This window comes from Dasania sp. GY-MA-18, from assembly GCF_024734385.1.
Classification (GTDB): domain Bacteria; phylum Pseudomonadota; class Gammaproteobacteria; order Pseudomonadales; family Dasaniaceae; genus Dasania; species Dasania phycosphaerae.
Window position 1 is genome coordinate 111,322 of record NZ_JANHAP010000002.1, and the last position, 20,572, is coordinate 131,893.

The window sequence follows — 20,572 nt, forward strand, 5'->3', positions numbered from 1 at the left end:
GCCCCTAGGGCATGGCTTTAGCACAAAGAGTTTTATGAGTATTGCACAATGAGTTTGCCCGAGTACGCAACAATCAAACCCGGCGATAAAGTGGCGGTAGCAATTAGCTATGACGGCAGTGCCTACCACGGCTGGCAAAGTCAGCTTAAGCCGCAAGTGCCTACCGTGCAGGAGGGGCTGGAGCGCGCCCTAAGCTTTGTCGCCAATGCGCCTATTAAGGTGCACTGTGCAGGGCGTACCGATAGCGGCGTGCATGCCAGCCATCAGCTAGTGCATTTTGAAAGCCCGGTAGCGCGCAGTGAAAAAGCCTGGGTGCAGGGTGGCAATACCCAATTACCGCCGGGTATCGCCATACACTGGGCCAAGCCCATGGCGGAAGATTTTCACGCCCGCTTTAGTGCTACTGCTAGACGCTACCGCTATATCATTTTAAATGACACTGTCAGGCCTGCGTTGTTGAACAATGGTGTGACTTGCGAGAGTCGGCCGCTCGATGCAGAGCTTATGCATAGCGAGGCGCAGTGTTTGCTGGGTGAGCTGGATTTTAGTTCCTTTAGGGCAGTGGCCTGCCAATCTAATACCCCCATGCGCAATGTGCATTTTATTAAGGTGTGCCGGCAGCAGCAGTTAGTGATTATTGATATACAGGCCAACGCCTTTTTGTATCACATGGTGCGCAATATAGCTGGGGCCTTAATGGATGTAGGGGCGGGTAAATATCCGCCGGGCTGGTTGCAAAGTATTTTAGAGGCCAGAGACCGTACCTTATCCAGTGCCACAGCCTCGCCCAAGGGTTTGTATTTGGTGGATGTGGAATATCCTCAACGCTTTAATTTGCCCAAGGTGGCGGTGGGGCCATACTTTATTCCCGCTGATTAACAAAGCTGTGGCTTAGGCCTTGAAAAATCAAGCTTTTTCCGCCGCTAATAGCGACACACAGGGCCGCTTGTTGCTAGAATGGGTGTTTTTTTAGAACCGTCTCTTAAGCAAGGCAGCAGCGTGCAACGTACTCGGGTAAAGATTTGTGGCATAACCAGCGCGGCCGATGCGCAGCTGGCTATTAACGCCGGTGCCGATGCTATAGGTTTGGTGTTTTACGCACCCAGCCCCAGGGCTGTGGATATAGCGCAGGCGCAGCAAATTTGCCGCAGCCTGCCGCCCTTTGTGACCGTGGTGGCTTTGCTGGTAAATGCCGAGCAAGCCTTTGTAAGCGAACTGCTAAGCAAAGTGCCGGTGGACCTATTACAGTTTCACGGCGATGAGCCAGCAGCGTTTTGCCAGCAATTTGGCAAGCCTTACCTCAAGGCCATAAGAATGCGGCCAGAGCTGGACTTAAATGCCTGCTTTAACGAGTACGCCGCGGCCAGTGCAATATTGCTGGATGCTTATCGCAAAGGGGTGCCCGGCGGCACTGGCGAGAGTTTTGATTGGGCGCGTATACCCGCTAACAGGCCGCTGCCCATAGTGTTGGCTGGTGGTTTAGAGGCTGATAATGTGGCCGCGGCCATTGCCCAAGTGGCACCTTATGCCGTAGATGTGAGCGGTGGGGTAGAGGCCAGCCCCGGCCGCAAAGACGGCCTTAAAATCGCCGCCTTTATGCAGGCGGTAACAGCAGCTAACAGTGCTGCTAAATAAACACAACATGAATTCCTAGAAATAGTGTGAGTAACAATTGTGAGTAGTGATAAAGCGGTAATTGATTATAAAGCGATGCCCGATAGCGATGGCCACTTTGGTATTTATGGTGGCAAGTTTGTTTCGGAAACGCTGATGGAAGCATTAACCGAGCTGACCGAGAGCTATGAAAAATTATCTAAAGATGCTGATTTCCAAGCAGAGTTTGATAAAGACCTGGCTCACTATGTAGGCAGACCCTCGCCGCTATATCACGCCGAACGTTGGAGCCGCGAAATTGGCGGTGCGCAAATTTATTTAAAGCGCGAAGACTTAAACCACACTGGCGCGCATAAAATCAACAACACCATAGGCCAGGCTTTATTAGCCAAGTACTCTGGTAAAACCCGTATCATCGCCGAAACCGGCGCTGGCCAGCACGGCGTGGCCTCGGCCACTATTGCAGCACGCCTGGGTATGGAGTGCGTGGTGTATATGGGTGAAGAGGACGTGCGCAGGCAGGCACTGAATGTTTATCGCATGAAGTTATTGGGCGCGACTGTAGTGCCGGTAACTTCGGGCTCAAAAACCCTAAAAGATGCCATGAACGAAGCCATGCGCGACTGGGTGACCAATGTCGATAATACTTTTTATATTATTGGCACCGCTGCAGGCCCGCATCCTTACCCCAAATTAGTGCGCGATTTTCAGTCGGTAATAGGCCGCGAAGCGCGCGAACAATCACTGGCCATGACCGGCAAACTGCCCGATGCCTTAGTGGCTTGTGTAGGTGGTGGCTCAAATGCCATAGGCTTGTTTCACCCTTTCTTAAGTGACGAGTCTGTCGCCATGTATGGGGTAGAAGCTGGCGGCCACGGGGTAGAAACCGGTGAGCATGCCGCGCCCTTAAGTGCGGGTAAGCCCGGCGTATTGCACGGCAATCGCACTTACTTAATGCAAGATGAAGACGGCCAGATACTACACACCCACTCGGTATCTGCCGGTTTGGATTACCCCGGAGTAGGGCCAGAGCACTCTTGGTTAAAAGACATAGAGCGCGTTAACTACGTGGCAATAAATGATAACGAGGCTTTAGCTGCGTTTCATCATCTAACCCGCATAGAGGGTATAATGCCGGCTTTAGAGTCTAGCCATGCGCTGGCCTACGGTGAAAAACTGGCTAAAACCCTAAGCCCCGAACAAACCATTATAGTTAACCTGTCTGGCCGTGGCGATAAAGATATACACACCGTTGCCGAGCTAGACGGCATTTCATTTTAAAGTAGAGGATAATCTGTTGAGTCGTATTGCAGGCTGTTTTGAAGCGCTACAACAACAAGGTCGCAAAGCCCTAATCCCCTATATTGTGGCGGGTGATCCTAGCCAAGAGCTGACCGTACCACTGATGCACAAGCTGGTAGAGCAGGGTGCCGATATTTTAGAAATCGGCGTGCCCTTCTCTGACCCTATGGCTGAAGGCCCGGTAATACAATTGGCCCATGAGCGCGCCTTGGCAAACCGCACAGGTTTGCGTGGCATCTTGGCCATGGTAAAAACCTTTAGGGAAACCAATAGCAGCACCCCGGTGATGCTAATGGGCTATGCTAACCCTATAGAATATATGGGCTATCAGGCTTTTGCCGCCGCCGCTCACGAGGCCGGTGTAGACGGTGTGCTTACCGTAGACATTCCACCCGAAGAGGCTTTAGCCTTAAACACTGAACTGAAAAAATTTGAGATAGATAATATTTTCTTGATTGCGCCCACTACTGATGAGGCGCGTATTAAGCAAATAGCTGCCCTGGCTACTGGCTTTGTGTATTTTGTTTCGCTTAAAGGCGTCACCGGTGCCGGTCACTTAGACACCGCCATGGTTGAGCAAAAGTTAAATCAAATTAAAACCCATACCAGCCTGCCTATAGGCGTGGGCTTTGGTATTAAAGATGCCGACACCGCCGTTACCATTAGCCGTTTGGCTGAGGGTGTGGTGGTAGGTAGCGCCTTGGTTGATGCTATATTTCAGCGCAGCCAACAAGGCGACGATGTTAATGCCGCTACGCAACTTATTGCTGATATGCGCGTAGCGATGGATGCTGTTTAAACTAATTTTTATTTTTTAATGTGGATCGTACTATGAGTTGGTTAGATAAAATTGTTCCATCAATGGTTCGTAAAAACGATGTTGAGCGCCGCACGTCTGTGCCGGAAGGGCTTTGGAAAAAATGCCCTAAGTGTGAGTCGGTTTTATACCGTCCCGAATTAGAAAAGAATTTAGATGTATGCCCCAAGTGTGATCACCATATGCGCATAGGCGCGCGTCGCCGCTTGGCCAGCTTTTTAGATGAGGCCAATGCCCACGAAGTATTGGCGCATATAGAGCCAGTAGACCGTTTAAAGTTTAAAGACAAAAAGAAATACAAAGATCGCCTAGCCACAGCGCAAAAAGCCACCGGCGAAAAAGACGCGCTGATAGCCATGCAGGGCACTTTAAAGGGCATGCCTTTAGTGGCGGTTGCTTTTGAATTTAATTTCCACGGCGGCTCTATGGGGTCGGCTGTGGGTGAAAAATTCACCCAGGCGGCCAATATCGCTTTAAAAGAAAATATCCCCTTGGTATGTTTTTCTGCCTCTGGTGGTGCGCGCATGCAAGAGGCCTTGATCTCGTTAATGCAAATGGCCAAAACCAGCGCCGTAATAGAGCGCATGCGCCAGCAGGGCGTGCCTTACATTTCGGTAATGACTGACCCCATCTACGGTGGTGTGTCGGCCAGCTTGGCATTGTTGGGTGATGTTAACGTGGCCGAGCCCGATGCTCGCGCCGGTTTTGCTGGCCCACAAATCATAGAGCAAACCATTAGGCAAAAACTGCCTGAAGGTTTCCAGCGCAGTGAGTTTTTATTGTCACACGGCGCAATCGATATGATAGTGGCGCGCAAAGATATGCGTGATGAGCTAGCTAATTTATTGGCGAAAATGACCCGTCAAAACTTACACTAACGGTTGGCGTAACAAACACTAATGCGTTTTGATACCTTGCAGGGCTGGCTATCGTGGATAGAGTCCTGCCACCCCTCCGAAATAGAGCTTGGCCTAGAGCGCATGGGCCAAGTTTTTCAGCGCTTAAAAACCGATTTTTCCAATAGCAAAATTATTACCGTAGCCGGTACCAATGGCAAAGGCTCCTGTGTGGCTGCGTTAGAGCATTTATTGCTAAAGGCCGGTTTAAGCGTGGGCTGTTATACCTCGCCGCATTTTATACGTTACAACGAGCGCATAAAAATCAACGGCCAGCAGGTGGATGACGCTGCGCTGATACACAGCTTCGACAATATCGATCAGCTGCGGGGCGATATTTCCCTGACCTATTTTGAATACGGCACCTTGGCCGCGCTGGATATATTTTCTCACCAGCAATTAGATATAGTCATTATGGAAGTGGGGCTGGGTGGCCGTTTAGACGCCAGTAATATTGTCGATGCCGATATCGCCATAGTCACCAATATAGACATAGACCATGTCGATTGGCTGGGCAGTGATAAAGAGGTGATAGGCCGGGAAAAGGCCGGTATATTCCGCGCCGGTAAAATTGCTCTATGCGGTGACCCGCAACCGCCCAGCTCGGTGCAGACCGTGGCCCAAGAGTTGGGGGCGATATTTTATCAGCGTGATAAAGATTTTACCGTGCAGTTGCAGGGTAAGCAGTTTGATTGGCAGGGTTTAAATGCTCAGGGCCAGCAGCAGCTGATTACTGGCCTGGCGGTGAGTCACTTACCCTTTGATAGTGTGGTGGTGGCGATACAGGCCTGCCAGTTACTAGGCCTGCCCAGTAGCAGTGATTTTTATCAAGATTTAGCCCAGTTGCAGCTTACCGGCCGATTTCAGCAGTGCAGCTATCAGGGTAAACAAATCGTGTTAGATGTGGCCCATAACCCCGCCGCCGCTGCGCATTTGGCCCAGCGTTTGGCTAGCGAAGCCATAGCGGGCAGTAATTATGCGCTGCTAGCTATGATGGCCGATAAAGATATCAATGCAATACTATCGCCTTTAGCGGGTAGTTTTGCAGCATGGTATGTGGCCGATTTACAAGCTAACCCGCGGGCCTTAAAGGCCAGTGCTTTGGCGGAGCGTATAGCCGCGGCCGATGCCGCGCCAGTGCATCAAAAGGTGGATATGGCGCAGGCCTTACAGGCCGCCATGACGCAGATGCAGGCAGGGGATAGGTTAATTGTCTTCGGCTCTTTTTTCACGGTTGCTGAGGTAGTCAAATTAATGGATGATTCGCAACTCAGTAATCAGCAACGCAGAGGAGAGGCTTGATGCAGTCAGGGGTACGTCAACGTTTAGTCGGTGCGTTTGTGCTGATCTGCCTAGCGGCTATTTTGTGGCCGGTGTTGTTTTCTAAAAACGTCAATCCCGTGTTGGATAGACGCAGCCAAATCCCTCCCATCCCCGCCTTTGAAAAATACGAAATTAAAGAGCCAGTAAAACCGGTCAATGTCAGCGAAGTTATGCATTATCAGGCTGAGTCAGCCGATGATAACTTAAAGCCCAGCAGCAAAGCCCTGGCAGAGCAGAGCAAGACCCCTGCCGCAGCTCAGCCCGATGCCAGTGCAGATAAATCATTACCGCAAAAGCCCAGTTTCACCGAGCAGGGCTTGCCGGTGTATTGGGCCTTGCAGTTAGCCAGCTTTAGCCAGCAAGACAAGGCCGATAGGCTTAAACAGGCCTTATTAGCTAAAGGCTATAAGGTGGATATGCAAACTGTTAAAACCGCCAAGGGTGAAAGGATACGGGTTTATGTCGGGCCCAAGCTTGATAAGTCGGTACTGGAAAAAATTAAACCTGCTATCGATAAAGAGTTTAAAGTGCAATCCCTTTTAGTGCAGTTTTCACCAAGATAATAGGCGACTGATGTTTAGGGATTATTTATAATGAGCGACGCTATGATGAACTGGGCCGATTGGGTATTAGTAGGCATTATTGGGCTGTCTTGCTTAATAAGCATTAAACGCGGTTTTTTTAAAGAGGCTATCTCCTTAGGGATATGGGCCTTAGCGTTTTTTGTGGCAGTGACTTTTCATGAGCAGTTGGCGGTATTGCTGCAAAACTCTATTAGCACCGTATCCATACGTTACTTGGTGGCTTTTGGTGTGTTGTTTGGCGCTACCCTTATTGTTGGCTCTATGGTGAACTACCTATTTTCCGAGCTGGTTAAAATGACTGGTTTATCGGGCACCGATAGGGCGCTAGGCGTAGTATTTGGCCTAGCCAGAGGCGTCATCATAGTCATGGCTATATTGATATTTACCCCCATGTTAGTACCGGTAAAGCAAGATGCTTGGTGGAATGAGTCATTGCTGATTCCGCAATTTTTATTAATGGAAACCTGGTCGCGCGAAACCTTTGCGCAACTGACTGGCTGGTTGTCTAGTTTGCTATAGCGCGAGTGTTTTTAATTATTCTGCAAGGATTGGCGGGGTGAGTCGTTCAGGATGTTTCTTTACATTTTTTAATTATCTGGAGTCAGGGCAATGTGTGGCATAGCCGGTATAGTCGCAAAGTCCAATGTAAACCAAGCGTTATATGATGCATTAACGGTTTTACAACATCGCGGTCAAGATGCAGCAGGTATAGTTACCTGCGAAGGTGGGCGTCTTAATCAACGTAAGGCCAATGGTTTGGTGAAAGATGTGTTTCACTTACGCCACATGAAGCACCTGCAGGGTAATATGGGCGTAGGCCATGTGCGTTACCCCACAGCGGGTAGCTCCAGCCCGGCATTGGCACAGCCTTTTTATGTTAACTCCCCCTACGGCATTAGCTTGGCGCACAACGGTAACCTAACCAACACCGCCGAATTAGCTAAAGCTATTTATCAAGAAGATTTACGTCACTTAAATACCGATTCAGACTCGGAAGTATTATTAAATATTTTTGCCCATGAGCTACAAAAGCTGGGCAAACTTAATCCCTCAGCCGACGATATTTTTACAGCTGTTAGAGGTGTGCACAGACGTTGTAAAGGTGGTTATGCCGTTATCGCCATGGTGGCTAACTACGGTCTGGTGGCCTTTAGAGATCCACACGGTATACGCCCCATAGTGTTTGGTGAGCGTGATACTGAGGCCGGCAAAGAGTATATGGTGGCTTCTGAGAGTGTCGCTCTAGATGTATTGGGCTTTGATCTCACCCGCGATTTAGGTGCCGGTGAAGCAGTGTTTATTAATGTTGATGGCGATGTTTATACCCAGCAATGTGCCGATGACGTTAAGCTTAGCCCCTGTATTTTTGAACATGTGTATTTTGCTAGACCCGATTCGATTATGGATGGCGTGTCGGTTTATAAGTCGCGCTTACGTCAAGGCGATAAGCTAGCCGAAAAAGTTAAACGCGAGCGCCCCGACCACGATATAGATGTCATTATTCCCATCCCCGATTCCAGCCGTATAGCGGCGCAATCTATGGCCAGCGCCTTGGGGGTAAAATTCCGTGAAGGCTTGGTGAAAAACCGTTACATAGGCCGCACCTTTATTATGCCCGGCCAAAGCCAGCGCAAAAAATCCGTGCGCCAAAAACTTAATGCCATAGAGCTAGAGTTTAAAGATAAAAACGTGATGCTGGTGGACGATTCCATCGTGCGCGGCACCACCTGCCAACAAATTATTCAAATGGCTAGGGATGCAGGCGCGGCAAAAGTGTATTTTGCCTCAGCAGCTCCAGCGGTACGTTACCCCAATGTTTACGGTATAGATATGCCTTCAGCCCACGAGCTTATTGCTCACGGCCGCAGCACTGAGGAAGTGTGCGAATTAATAGGGGCCGATTGGTTACTGTATCAAGACTTGGATGATTTGATAGAAAGTTGCGCCGAGGGTAACCCCGAAATAGAGCAATTTGATTGTTCTGTGTTTAACGGCGAATATATAACCGGGGATGTTGATGAGGATTATTTAGGTGCTTTAGAAGCGGCCAGAAGCGATGCCTCTAAAAAGTCTAAACTCACACCCATATCGGATGAAATCATAGGCCTGCACAACGATGAAGCTGCGCCTTAAATACAAATATTAAGCATAGGTTTATTAAGGGCTAGGTTAGGCATGGCAGACAGAGAGCAACAATTACAACAAGCCTTATTAGAGGCAGAGCTGGATACCTTAGCCATACGCGCTGGCCAGTCACGCAGTGCCGAAGGTGAGCACTGCGAGTCTATAGTCACTACCTCCAGCTATGTATTTGAATCGGCTGCCCATGCGGCGGCCAGATTTTCAGGCGAAGAAGAGGGCAACGTTTACTCGCGTTACACCAACCCCACCGTGCGCACTTTTGAACAGCGTATCGCGGCCATGGAAGGTGGCGAGGCGGCCGTGGCCACAGCCTCAGGCATGGCGGCTATATTAAGCACCTGCATGGCCTTGCTTAAGTCTGGCGACCACATATTGTCTTCGCGCAGCATCTTTGGCACTACTACCGCTTTATTCACCCGTTACTTAGCTAAGTTTGGGGTGGAAGTGACCTTTGTCTCGCCGCTGGATATAAAGGCTTGGCGCGCAGCAATACAGCCTAATACCCGCTTATTATTTACCGAAACACCTTCCAACCCTTTGGCAGAAGTGGCCGATATAGCCGCGCTGGCGGCACTGGCCAAGCAAAATAATAGTTTGTTGGCGGTGGATAATTGTTTTTGCACCCCGGCTTTACAAAAGCCTTTAGAGCTAGGTGCGGATTTAATCATACACTCCGCCACTAAATACCTGGATGGCCAAGGCCGTTGCATGGGTGGCGTAGTAGTGGGTGACAAAGCCGTCATTAGCGAAATCGTCGGTTTTTTACGCTCCTGCGGCCCTACCATGAGCCCCTTTAATGCCTGGATATTTTTAAAAGGTTTAGAGACCCTGCGCCTGCGTATGGATGCCCACAGTGCTAACGCATTAGCGTTGGCGCAGTGGCTAGAGCAACAGTCCGGTATAGAAAAAGTGTACTATGCGGGCCTGCCCAGCCACCCGCAGCATGCCTTAGCCGCTAAACAGCAGCGCGCATTTGGCGGGGTATTATCGTTTCAAGTTAGCGGCCAGCGCGCCGAGGCCTGGCGTTTTATTGATGCCACCGCCATCTGTTCGCTTACCGCAAACCTGGGCGATGTAAAAACCACTATCGTGCATCCTGCCACTACTACTCACGGCCGTTTAACCGATGAGCAAAGAGCCGAGGCCGGTATTAGCGAAAACCTAATTCGGGTAGCGGTAGGGCTGGAAGATATCAAGGACTTAAAAGCCGATATGGCCAGAGGTTTGGCCGCGCTATAACCCTAATAGCCACAGCAGCGTTCGATTCGGCACAATAACAAGGCGTTACTATGCATAAGCTGGTAGATCAGGCAGTCGCAGAAGTTGGTACAGTGTTATTAGGCAAGGAGCAGCAGGTGCGCTTGGCGCTGTGCTGCCTAATTGCACAGGGCCATTTACTGATAGAAGATTTGCCCGGCATGGGCAAAACCATCTTATCCAATGCCTTAGCCCGAGTGTTAGGTTTGGATTACCAGCGGGTGCAATTTACCAGCGATTTATTACCCGCCGATGTATTAGGCGTTTCTATTTTTGATAGGCAGGCCGGTGGCTTTCAATTTATGCCTGGGCCTATTTTTTCACAGTTATTATTAGCTGATGAAATTAATCGCAGTACCCCCAAAACCCAAAGCGCCTTACTAGAGGCCATGGAAGAAGGCCAAGTCAGTATAGAGGGCCAAACCCGCAGCTTGCCCACACCTTTTTTCGTTATCGCCACTCAAAACCCCAGCAGCCAATCCGGCACTTACCCTTTGCCCGAGTCGCAGTTGGATAGATTTTTAATGCGTATCAGTTTGGGCTACCCCAGCCTTGCTGCCGAGCGCAAATTGCTGTTGGGTGATGACAGCAGGCAAAAGCTACCCTTGTTAAAACAGTGCGTCAGCAAAGATCAATTATTTGCCCTACAAAAAGCGGTAAAAGAAATACACTGCTCAGAAGATTTATTAGATTACCTGCAACGGCTAATAGCCTTTAGCCGCAAGCACAAAGAAATAGCCTGTGGCCTGTCACCCCGTGGTGCGCTGGCTTTGCTGCGCTGTGCCAAAGCCTGGGCCTTAATGCAGGGCCGTGGCCATGTTGTGCCCGAAGATATACAAGTGGTATTGCCTTCAGTGGTGGAGCACAGGTTGGAACATGCGGCAGATTTTCGCGCTGATGCAGCGGGTTTGTCGCAGCTTATGTTGGCCGAGGTGGCCGTCCTCAATTAGCGCTAAACGAATAGTTAAACGCCTGCTATTGATCATCAACTTTTAGAGTGATTTATGTTGCAAGCATTACAACAAAAACTGCAGCAACGTTTTCAGCGCTGGTTAGCTAGGCGTATCCCCCCCAGCCGTGATGTGCGTTTACAGCGCCATAATATTTTTATTTTTTTATCGCCCGCCGGTTACGGTTTTTGCGGCTTATTAATCTTACTGTTTGTAATAGCGGTCAACTACCAAAATAATATGGTGTTTGCGCTGCTATTTTTATTGTTTGGCCTATTGTCGGTGGCCTTGCTGCACTCCTATAAAAATATGTCGGGCTTACAGCTGAGTTATCAGCATGCGGCTAACAGCTTTGTGGGCGATAGCGTGCCAGTTACTTTGCAGCTTAAAGGCGGGGCGGGGCAGAGCCATTACGGCCTGCACTGCCAGTGGTCGCAGAGCAGCGCCCAGCTTAATGTTGAGGCCGGAGCAGAGCAGTTAGTTAGCTTACATCTAAAAGCACAACAGCGCGGCTGGTTGCAGCCGCCGCGTTTATTGGTGGAGAGTTATTATCCGCTGGGCTTGTTTCGCTGTTGGTCGTGGTTGGCTATAGATGTACAGGCATTAATCTATCCTGCGCCACTGGCCTGCCAGCTTAAAGACGCCGTTGGCGATAGTGGTGATGAGGGCGAGGCCAGCACGGTGCCCGGCAGTGATGATTTTTACGGCTTTAAACACTACCAGCCGGGCCACTCGCTCAAACATGTGCACTGGCCCAGTTATGCCAAGGGCCAGCCTTTGCAAACCAAAGAGTTTGCGGCGTATAGCAGCCATGCTCAGCTTATAGACTGGGCTAGCTTTAGTGGCAGCAACGAGCAGCGGCTTAGCGCCATTTGTTATTGGGTGTTGCAGTTTAGTCAGCAGCAAAGTCTGTTTAGCGTCCGCTTGCCCAATGGCCATTATGGGCCGGGTACGGGCGAGGCTTTTAAGTTACAGCTATTGCAGCTACTTGCGCTATACCCAGCTACTAGCGGGGGTAAGCATGGCCACTGATTGGCAGTTACCTAGGCCCGCCATGATTTGGATGTTGGCGGCACAATTGCTAGTGGTGCTGGGCCATGTTGGCAGGCTGCCATTATGGTTGCTGTGTGCTTATGGCGGCTGTGTGTTGTGGCGTTATCAAATTTATAGCGGCGCCTGGTCGGCACCCAAAACTTTGGTGAAGGCGGGTATTATTCTTGCGGTGTTTGCTGGTATTTATGCCAGCTATCGCAGCCTTTTAGGGTTAGAGCCTATGGTGTCGCTGTTAATGGCTGGTTTTGCTTTTAAGCTATTAGAAAGTTACAGCCAGCGCGATTGCATGCGGTTTATTTTTATAGGCTATTTCACCCTAGCGACGGTGTTTTTATTTAATCAAGGCCTGTTAACCTCGCTCTATGTTTTAGTCACCTTATTATTACTGAGTGCGGCTTTGGTCAGCTTGCAGTTTCCCCCGCATAAGGCGCAGGCGTGGTTGCCCTTAAAAAAAATCAGCATTATTTTCGCGCAAGCTTTGCCCTTAACGCTATTACTGTTTTTTCTGTTTCCTCGTTTTGAGCCTTTTTGGCAAATCAAATTACCCAGCCATCAAGCCAAAACTGGGGTGGGGGATGTGTTATCCCCCGGCGATATCAGCCAGTTAAGTAAAGATGACTCGCTGGCTTTTAGGGCTAACTTTGTCGGCGAACGGCCGCCGCGTTCAGAGCTGTATTGGCGCGGGGTGGTGTTATCCTATTTTGATGGCAGGGCATGGCATCAAGGTACTTTTCAAAAAAAATTTCACGGTAGTAATACGATAGAGTTGGTTAACAATAATGAACCGGCAAAGAGCTATCAATACAGTATTATTCAAGAGCCCAATTACCGGCCCTGGCTGTATACCTTGGCTGTCGCCTCTAGCAAGACTCCCAAGGTATTGGCTACCAGCGATTATAGGTTGCAATACCGGGAAGATATTGTCGAACGTATAGCTTACCAAGTAGAAACGAACAGCCAGGCCATAATGGCCAGCACATTAAGTACCGTGCAACGGCACAAAGAAACCTTGTTAAATGGCGATAATAATCCACGAGCTAGGGCTTTGGCCGCGCGGCTATATCAACAAAGTGCTAGCGACCAAGCTTATATACAAGCAGTGCTCAATTATTTTGCCCAGCAAAATTTTTTCTACACCTTAATGCCACCCTTATTGGGCGAAAATAATATAGACGAATTTTTATTAGATAGCCGGCGCGGTTTTTGTGGTCACTATGCCAGCAGTTTTGCTTTTTTAATACGCGCTGCAGGTATACCTGCGCGAGTGATAGGTGGCTACCAAGGTGGTGAATACAATCCCCTCACCGGCAGTGTATTAGTACATCAATTTGACGCCCATGCCTGGGCAGAGGTATGGCTGCCGGGTAAGGGCTGGCAGCGCTTTGATCCTACCTTACAAGTGGCCCCCGATAGAATAGAAAATAGCGTGCAAGACTTACCCGCTACTCAAGCCGATTATTTAAGCCAATCGGGCCTGTCGGTGATGCGTTTTAAACACATAGCTTTTTTTAACAAATTACGGCTAGAGCTGGATGCCATGGAATACCGCTGGGCCAGTTGGGTATTGCAATACAAAGGCGAGCGCCAGTTTGCATTTATAGAAAAATGGCTGGGCGCTATTACTTTTACTCGTATTGCTTTTCTATTGTTGTTGGTTAGCCTGCCCGTAGTACTGTGGTTGCTATGGTCAATATTACAAAACCGCAGTGCGCAAACACTAAAACCACAGGATGCCGATTATCAAAAACTCTGCCAGTTAATGGGGCGTTATGATTTACACCGGCAGCCCAATGAGGGCCCCATAGCCTTTGCCCAAAGAGTAGAGCAAGCCGCTAATGGACCTAGCGCAGCCATAAAGCAAAAGTTTTTAGCCGCTACCCGTTTATATGTGGCTTTGGCTTATGAGCCACAAGGTGGTGAGAGTGCGGCGCTATTAGCTAAACAGTTGCGGGCGGAGCTTGGGGTTTTGAAGGGGATGATACATTCTCATTTTTAACTGGCGCTAAAGGTAGAAGTTAAGCCATCAGCAGAGGTGGTTTAGGGGGGTAACTGATTCTCATTTGTCACCGGCTTCTTTTAATTCATCATTGCCGCCCATTCAAACTATCCGTTAAACTGACCAAGTTTAGCCCCCTGTTGCTTGTAGAGTTGGAGTGCCTAATGCCTCATCGCCTGCGTGGTGATTTACTGTTAGTGATTGTTACCTTGATTGCCGCTGCCGGATGGCTTTTTTCTAAAAATGCCTTGGCGGTGGTGCCACCTTTTTTGTTTATTGCGGTACGCTTTTTGTTGGCGGGCTGTTTATTGATGTTATTTAGTCGCCGTCGCTTAGCTCAGCTTAGTGGCTTGCAGTGGTGGTCGGCGATTAAAACCGGCTTGTTGTTTGCTGTGGCTTTATTGTTGTGGATTTTGGGTTTGTTCCATAGTACTCATCTGGGTGAGGCGGCTTTTATTGCGAGTTTGGCGGTGATTGCAATTCCGGTTATGGGGCGAGTGGTGTATGGCCATAGTATTTCTAAAACCTTGTTGCTGCCGCTGTTGTTGGCTGTGTTGGGGCTTGCTGCACTTACTCTTGAGGGTAAGGTGAGTTTTGAGCGCTCTCAGTTGTACTTGTTACTGGCGGCAGTCTTTTTTGCTTTGCAGTTTGTGGTGACGGCCTCGCATGCGGCTAAAATGCCGCCGCTCACCTTGGCGGCGGTGCAAATGATGACAGTTGGCATAGTCGCTTTTATCGTTGCGCTGTTGACCGAGCCGGTTGCTTTTAATTGGAGTGCCGATATTTGGGGTTGGGTGTTAGCCAGCGGCTTAATTGCTTCGCTACTGCGGTTTAGCCTGCAAACTTATGCCTTGTCGTTAAGCACGGCTACGCATGCCGGTATGCTGATGGTGTTGGAGCCTGTGTGGGTTACGATTATTGGGGCTTATTACTTATCGGAAACGCTGGCGCTTAATCAGTGGTTGGGTTGTGGGCTTATTTTTTTGGCTATTATTATTTATCAGCTTAGTCAAATTAAGGCTTGGCGGTATCGTGGGTCTTAGGTGGTGGGTTTTGTCCATCCTACGGTATTAATAAAAAAACGGTGCATTGGGTGCTGGTGGTTTTGTTTGTTGAATTCGTGAGGGATTAATCAGAATAGCTTTAGGCTATTCTGACCCTTCGGGCTTCGTCGCTGCGCGACTCGTAGCAAAATGCTATGCGCATTTTGTCGAACCGGCTCGGGTTCTCGTCCGTCCGGTAAGGTGTCAATAAAAAAGCGGTGCATTGGGTGCTGGTGGTTTTGTTTGTTGAATCCGGGAGGGATTAATCAGAATAGCTTTAGGCTATTCTGACCCTTCGGGCTTCGTCGCTGCGCGACTCGTATCAAAATGCTATGCGCATTTTGTCGAACCGGCTCGGGTTCTCGTCCGTCCAGTAACCGTATAAATAAAAAACCCGGCATTTAGCCGGGTTTTTTATTTATGGCGGTGAGGGAGGGATTCGAACCCTCGATACTTGCGTATACACACTTTCCAGGCGTGCTCCTTCAGCCACTCGGACACCTCACCTATGACTGTTTTGGCCGCTAAGCCAAGAGGGGCGCTAATGTATATGAGAACGTGGCGCTTGGCAACTCTAAGGGCTTGTTTTAGGTGGCTTTAGGCTTTTTTACTGACATTTATTATCGCCTTGCTATGATAGCGTTTTGTGCTCAGCCTAGAGAGTTGTCATTGAATAAAAAAGCATCAGCTATCAAGTGTGTTGTCGTCCCTGTTACTCATTACCAGCAAAATTGTTCGGTGCTTATTTGTGAGGCCACCGGCAAGGCGGCGGTGGTAGACCCTGGCGGTGATCTGGCGCGCATAGTGGCGGTGTTGCAGCAGCATCAGCTGACGCTGGAAAAAGTTTTTCTCACTCACGCCCATATGGATCATTGTGCTATTGCCGACGATATACGCCAGCAGTTTGCGGTGCCTATAGAGGGGCCCCATAAAGACGACCAGTTTTGGTTGGATCAGCTGCCCCAGTGGTGCGAAAAGGTGGGTTTTCCGCCAGGGCAGGTGTTTAGCCCCGACCGCTGGTTGCAGCAGGGCGATACGGTGAGTTTTGGTGAGCAGCAGTTGCAGGTGCTGCATTGCCCCGGCCACACGCCGGGCCATGTGGTGTTTTACCATGCCGAAAGCCAGTTGGCCTGGGTGGGGGATGTGTTGTTTAAAGGCTCTATAGGCCGCACGGATTTTCCGCGCGGCAATCGTGAGGATTTGCTGGCCGCCATTAAAACCAAGCTTTGGCCCTTGGGGGATGCGGTGACTTTTGTGCCCGGCCACGGCCCCAGCTCTACCTTTGGCGAGGAGCGGCGCAGCAACCCCTTTGTGGCCGATAAACATTACGGCTAGTAAGCTGCTAGCCCCTGAATCGTTAAAAATATAACCAATAATAAAGAAGGATGGTTTATGAAAAAGTTATTGCTACTGGCGCTGTTATTGTTCGCTTTATTGGCGGCTTGGAGTTACTGGCAGTTGGACGGCTTTCGCTCGGTGACACCTAAGGTGGCAGGCTCCTGCCAGATAATCAACGGTGTAGGGGCGGCGGCGGATATGGCCTTCAATTACCGCAGTGGCGTGGGCTATATGTCGGTGTATGACCGTTTGGGCGGCCTGCAGGGCGATAATCAAGCAAATGGCGATATTGTGGTGTTGGATACTCAGCAGCTGCCGGGCAGTTATACCATTAAAAACCGAGAGGGGCTGACCGACTTTAAACCCGCTGGCATTAGCTTACATGTTAATGCCAAAGGCCAGGGGCGCTTGTATGTAGTCAATAACCGCGCCACCGGCCAAGACACCATAGAGGTGCTCAGCGTAGCGCCAGGTAATCAGCTGGTGTTTGAGAAAACCCTTAAAAGCGACTTATTCCAAGGTGCCATAGACGTGGCAGCGGTGGGCTATGATCAGTTTTATGTGCTCACCGGTCCTGCACCCAGCTCGGCAATTGCCCGCTATAAGGCCATGCTGGGTTTTGGTGCTAAATCGACGTTGCGCTACTTTGATAGGGGGAGCATTAAAACCGTGGTTGAGGGCCATAGCTTTTTAAGCTCGGTGGCAGCTACCGCCAACGGCCACAGTGTTTACCTTGCCAATGCAAAGGGCCGCAGCGTGATGAGCTACCAGCGCGATTTGCTAAGCGGTGAGCTAAGCTATAGTCAAACGGTAGCGCTGGCAGCAGCGCCTGAGCAGCTGCAACTGGATGAGCAGGGCGGCCTATGGGTGGTGGGGGCATTAAGGCCGTTGGATTACCTGCGCCACCTAATGAGCAAAGGGCAAAAATCATCGGCCAGCGAGCTGTATTATATTGCCACCAACAATGACCTTTTGGCGCAACCGGTGGTCAAAATGACCAGCCTAGGCTTTGAGCAATCAGCCATGAGTTCGGCAGTTAAATGGGGGTCGCAGGTGATTGTGGGTAGTACCACCGCCAGAAATATACAGCTATGCCCATACTTATAAATGGGCATAGGCGGCGCTAAAATACTAGCGCCGCAACATGGGCATGTGCGAATAGGCTGTAACTATAGGGAGAATGCAGTGATGAAAATCTTATCAGGGTTAGTGTTATTAATAACGATGGCGGCCTGTAGTACGCAGTTGCGGGTGGCCACCGATTATGATGTGAGCTATGGCTTTGCCGCAGTTAAAACTTACGCATGGTTGCCAGACACCGATAAAAAAACACCAGACCCGCACATGGATAACAGCCTAATGCATCAGCGTTTGCATAGAGCAGTGGATCAGCAAATGGCGGCCCAGGGTTATGAAAAAGTGGCGTTTGAAAAGGCGGATGTTTTAATCACTTATCATTTAAGCTCTAACGAAAAGCTATCGGTAAAAAGCTATCACAATCATTTTGGTTACTACCCCTGCCATCATTGCTTTAATAGTTTTCATGGCGGCTTTCATCACGGCAATGATGTAGAGGTAAAACAATATCGTTCTGGTTCTTTTATGATCGATGTAATTGAGCCTACAAAACGTGAGTTATTATGGCGTGGCATTAGCGAGCGACGTCTGCCCGGCGAGGTTACACCGCAGCAGCGCGATCAGTTTGTGAATGAAACGGTTACCGCGATAATTAATCGTTTTCCGCCTAAATAGGCTTGCAAGTGCTGAACTTTTTCAGCACAATACGCGGCCTTTGAGCAAGCCCTCAAAGACGTTATGGTGGTCCTTCCGGTCCTCCCGCAACGATAGATAGCAAACTCCGCCAGGCCCGGAAGGGAGCAACGGTAGTTATCAACTCGTGTGCCGGGATGTGGCTGGTTGGACTGCCACCTTAATCTCCTCTTATTTTCAATCTCTTTTACTAAACACCAGCCCTTTGCAGCTTTTACAGCAGTTTATGTACAGCGGCGGCTAGTGTATGATCTCTGCATTTAGGCTCAGCATATTGCGGCCTTATTGCCACTTAACTTAATAACAGGCTTAGTGAATGAGTTACCAGGTGTTGGCCCGTAAATGGCGCCCCAAAACCTTTAGGGAAATGGTAGGCCAAGAGCATGTGCTTAAAGCCCTAATTAATGCCTTAGATCACAACCGGCTGCACCATGCCTACCTATTTACCGGCACCCGTGGGGTGGGTAAAACCACTATTGCACGGATTTTGGCCAAGTGCCTTAATTGCGAGGTGGGAGTTAGCTCGGTGCCTTGCGGCCAGTGCTCGGCCTGTAATGAAATTAACGAGGGCCGCTTTGTCGATTTAATCGAAGTGGATGCGGCCTCGCGCACCAAGGTAGAGGACACCCGCGAGCTGCTAGAGAACGTGCAGTACGCGCCTACCGCTGGGCGTTATAAAGTGTATCTTATCGATGAGGTGCACATGCTCTCTAACAGCTCGTTTAACGCGCTGTTAAAAACCTTAGAAGAGCCGCCGCCCCACGTTAAGTTTTTATTGGCCACTACCGATCCCCAAAAACTACCGGCCACGGTATTGTCGCGCTGCTTGCAGTTTAATTTAAAAAACATGAGCCCCGAGCGCATCGTAGGCCATTTGCAAAATGTGCTGCAGCAAGAGCTGGTAGAGTTTGAAGAGCCTGCCCTGTGGCAATTAGGTCGCGCCGCCGACGGCAGTATGCGCGATGCCTTGAGTTTAACGGATCAGGCCATAGCCTTTGGTTCGGGTAGCCTTAGCGAAACCGATGTTAGGCAAATGCTGGGCACTATAGATCAGCATTTTGTGGTGGATGTATTGCGCGGCCTCATGGCCCACGATGGCGCCCAAGTGCTGGCCTCGGTAGATAAGCTCTCACAATTTGCCCCTGATTACAGCGGTGCGCTGGAAGAGATGCTCACCCTGTTGCACCGCATAGCCATAGCGCAAGTGGTGCCCGATGCCATAGATAACAGCTACGGCGATGCCGAATTAATAGGCGAGCTGGCGCGGGCAATTACCGGTGAAGATGCCCAATTGTTTTACCAAATGGCCTTGGTGGGGCGCAGGGATTTATCGCTAAGCCCTGACCCGCGCAGTGGCTTTGAAATGCTGATGTTGCGCATGCTGGCCTTTAAACCCGCCGGTGTGCCTCAGGTAGGTGATATACAGTTGCAAAATAGCCCGGTGGCCGCTGCCCAGCCAGCCGCCAGTGCTGCGCCTGCACCAGCTATGGAGCAAGTGTCGCCTGCTGCCCCAGCGCAAGCAGCATCGCCGCAGGCTGACCCAGCGCCGCAGGCAAATAGCGCGGCACAAGCTGCCATGGCCGCACAAGGGCAGCCCCAGCAGGGCATGGCCCCGCAGGCTAATCAAGCAGCAGCGCCCAATTTACAGCCGCAGGCCGCGCCGCAAAGCCCGCCGCCAGCACCAGCTCAGCAAGCGGCAGCGCCACAGCAGCCAGCTCAAGTGCAGCCACAGGCCGAAGCACAGCCAGAGGCAGCAGAACCGGTAAAAAAGCCTGAAACCGCTGGGCTGGCAGCGGCAAAAGCAAGCTTAACCAGCCCGGCAGCCGCCGCGCCCAGCCCTGAACTGCCAGTTGTAGGTGAAGCAGAGGTTGCGGTTGAGGTTGAAGCACCCGAGGCTGAGTCGCAACAGCGGCCAGTCAATATGGCCTTAGCTGCGGCCAAGGCCGAATTGCTTAACCCTGCGGCTAAAGCGGCCAGTCCGGTAGCTAATCCGGCGGCCAGCCCTGAGCCAGCCCCAGAGCTTAGCGTTGTAGATGCCAATCCAACACCTGCAGCGCCTACCGCCAATACTGATGAGCAGCAGCCCCTGCGCATAGAGGATATTAACGTTAGCAATTGGCCAGCGCTGTATCCACGTTTAGGTTTTGGTGGGGTAGTGGGCAATATTGCCGCGCATTGCGCCCTGGTAGAACGCAATGGCGAGCAGCTGTCATTTGTTTTAGATGAAAACAATGCCAGCCTTTATAATGAGGGCTATGCCGATAGGATGCAGCAGCACCTAACGGTAACGCTCAATTGCCCGGTAAAGGTATCGGTAATGGTGACGCAGGTGGCCGGTGAAACTCCCGCCAGCTATAGCCACAAATGCCGTAATGAGCAAAAACAGCAGGCCACCAGAGCCTTACAAAACGACCCCAATGTGCGTTTGTTAGTGGAAGATTTTGGTGCCAGTTTAGATTTAGATTCTGTGAGCGCGGTGCATTAATT

General features: G+C 50.3%; 18 protein-coding genes, 1 tRNA gene and 1 other RNA gene. 19 read left to right on the plus strand and 1 reads right to left on the minus strand.

Features of this window, described 5'->3' with window-relative positions; all coding sequences use genetic code 11:
• Nucleotides 1–48 precede the first annotated feature (48 nt).
• The 14 genes from truA (at nt 49) to NO559_RS03035 (ending at nt 14,977) form a co-directional block, all read left to right on the plus strand.
• A complete protein-coding gene (gene truA / locus NO559_RS02970) occupies nt 49–879 on the plus strand; it encodes a tRNA pseudouridine(38-40) synthase TruA (protein ID WP_258330303.1) in 831 nt (276 codons plus the stop codon).
• A gap of 78 nt (nt 880–957) precedes the next feature.
• Nucleotides 958–1,635 carry a phosphoribosylanthranilate isomerase gene (locus NO559_RS02975; protein ID WP_258330304.1) on the plus strand — a complete coding sequence of 226 codons (678 nt, stop codon included), beginning with the start codon at nt 958–960 and terminating at the stop codon, nt 1,633–1,635.
• Between the two features lie 75 nt (nt 1,636–1,710).
• Nucleotides 1,711–2,895, plus strand: a complete 1,185-nt coding sequence (gene trpB, locus NO559_RS02980; RefSeq protein WP_258330534.1) for a tryptophan synthase subunit beta — start codon at nt 1,711–1,713, stop codon at nt 2,893–2,895.
• A 16-nt stretch (nt 2,896–2,911) separates the two neighbouring features.
• Complete coding sequence (gene trpA / locus NO559_RS02985) at nt 2,912–3,715, plus strand: tryptophan synthase subunit alpha (RefSeq protein WP_258330305.1); 804 nt, start codon at nt 2,912–2,914, stop codon at nt 3,713–3,715.
• Nucleotides 3,716–3,747: 32 nt separating this feature from the next.
• Nucleotides 3,748–4,611, plus strand: a complete 864-nt coding sequence (gene accD / locus NO559_RS02990; protein ID WP_258330306.1) for an acetyl-CoA carboxylase, carboxyltransferase subunit beta — start codon at nt 3,748–3,750, stop codon at nt 4,609–4,611.
• Nucleotides 4,612–4,632: 21 nt separating this feature from the next.
• On the plus strand, nt 4,633–5,931 hold the full coding sequence (folC, locus tag NO559_RS02995; protein ID WP_258330307.1) for a bifunctional tetrahydrofolate synthase/dihydrofolate synthase: 1,299 nt from the start codon (nt 4,633–4,635) through the stop codon (nt 5,929–5,931).
• A complete protein-coding gene (locus tag NO559_RS03000; RefSeq protein WP_258330308.1) occupies nt 5,931–6,515 on the plus strand; it encodes an SPOR domain-containing protein in 585 nt (194 codons plus the stop codon). Before folC ends, NO559_RS03000 begins: the two co-directional genes overlap by 1 nt.
• Nucleotides 6,516–6,545: 30 nt before the next feature.
• Nucleotides 6,546–7,055: a CvpA family protein gene (locus NO559_RS03005; RefSeq protein ID WP_258330309.1), complete on the plus strand. Its 510-nt coding sequence runs from the start codon at nt 6,546–6,548 to the stop codon at nt 7,053–7,055.
• A 90-nt stretch (nt 7,056–7,145) separates the two neighbouring features.
• Nucleotides 7,146–8,669 carry an amidophosphoribosyltransferase gene (purF, locus tag NO559_RS03010; RefSeq protein WP_258330310.1) on the plus strand — a complete coding sequence of 508 codons (1,524 nt, stop codon included), beginning with the start codon at nt 7,146–7,148 and terminating at the stop codon, nt 8,667–8,669.
• A 42-nt stretch (nt 8,670–8,711) separates the two neighbouring features.
• Nucleotides 8,712–9,917, plus strand: coding sequence for an O-succinylhomoserine sulfhydrylase (locus NO559_RS03015; protein WP_258330311.1), 1,206 nt, complete (start codon nt 8,712–8,714; stop codon nt 9,915–9,917).
• Between the two features lie 50 nt (nt 9,918–9,967).
• Nucleotides 9,968–10,885, plus strand: a complete 918-nt coding sequence (locus NO559_RS03020; RefSeq protein WP_258330312.1) for a MoxR family ATPase — start codon at nt 9,968–9,970, stop codon at nt 10,883–10,885.
• Between the two features lie 54 nt (nt 10,886–10,939).
• The gene (locus NO559_RS03025) at nt 10,940–11,917 is read left to right on the plus strand and encodes a DUF58 domain-containing protein (RefSeq protein ID WP_258330313.1); all 978 of its coding nucleotides are present in this window, start codon (nt 10,940–10,942) and stop codon (nt 11,915–11,917) included.
• Nucleotides 11,907–13,934 (plus strand): DUF3488 and transglutaminase-like domain-containing protein, encoded by a 2,028-nt coding sequence (locus NO559_RS03030; protein ID WP_258330314.1) that lies wholly within the window; start codon nt 11,907–11,909, stop codon nt 13,932–13,934. Before NO559_RS03025 ends, NO559_RS03030 begins: the two co-directional genes overlap by 11 nt.
• A 164-nt stretch (nt 13,935–14,098) precedes the next feature.
• Entirely contained in the window at nt 14,099–14,977 is an 879-nt protein-coding gene (locus NO559_RS03035) for a DMT family transporter (protein WP_258330315.1), read from the plus strand.
• A 421-nt stretch (nt 14,978–15,398) separates the two neighbouring features.
• Here NO559_RS03035 and NO559_RS03040 read toward each other — a convergent pair.
• Nucleotides 15,399–15,484 (minus strand) — tRNA-Ser (locus NO559_RS03040).
• Between the two features lie 162 nt (nt 15,485–15,646).
• Between NO559_RS03040 and NO559_RS03045 the strand changes: the two genes are divergently transcribed.
• The 5 genes from NO559_RS03045 to dnaX all read left to right on the plus strand — a co-directional run bounded on the left by NO559_RS03045 (nt 15,647) and on the right by dnaX (nt 20,570).
• Nucleotides 15,647–16,312, plus strand: coding sequence for an MBL fold metallo-hydrolase (locus tag NO559_RS03045; protein WP_309149055.1), 666 nt, complete (start codon nt 15,647–15,649; stop codon nt 16,310–16,312).
• A 57-nt stretch (nt 16,313–16,369) separates the two neighbouring features.
• Nucleotides 16,370–17,422 (plus strand): hypothetical protein, encoded by a 1,053-nt coding sequence (locus NO559_RS03050; RefSeq protein WP_258330316.1) that lies wholly within the window; start codon nt 16,370–16,372, stop codon nt 17,420–17,422.
• A gap of 81 nt (nt 17,423–17,503) precedes the next feature.
• Nucleotides 17,504–18,067 (plus strand): DUF4136 domain-containing protein, encoded by a 564-nt coding sequence (locus NO559_RS03055; protein ID WP_258330317.1) that lies wholly within the window; start codon nt 17,504–17,506, stop codon nt 18,065–18,067.
• 73 nt (nt 18,068–18,140) lie between these two features.
• An RNA gene (gene ffs / locus NO559_RS03060) (signal recognition particle sRNA small type) lies at nt 18,141–18,237 on the plus strand.
• Nucleotides 18,238–18,401: 164 nt separating this feature from the next.
• Nucleotides 18,402–20,570: a DNA polymerase III subunit gamma/tau gene (dnaX, locus tag NO559_RS03065; protein ID WP_258330318.1), complete on the plus strand. Its 2,169-nt coding sequence runs from the start codon at nt 18,402–18,404 to the stop codon at nt 20,568–20,570.
• The last annotated feature ends 2 nt before the right edge of the window (nt 20,571–20,572 follow it).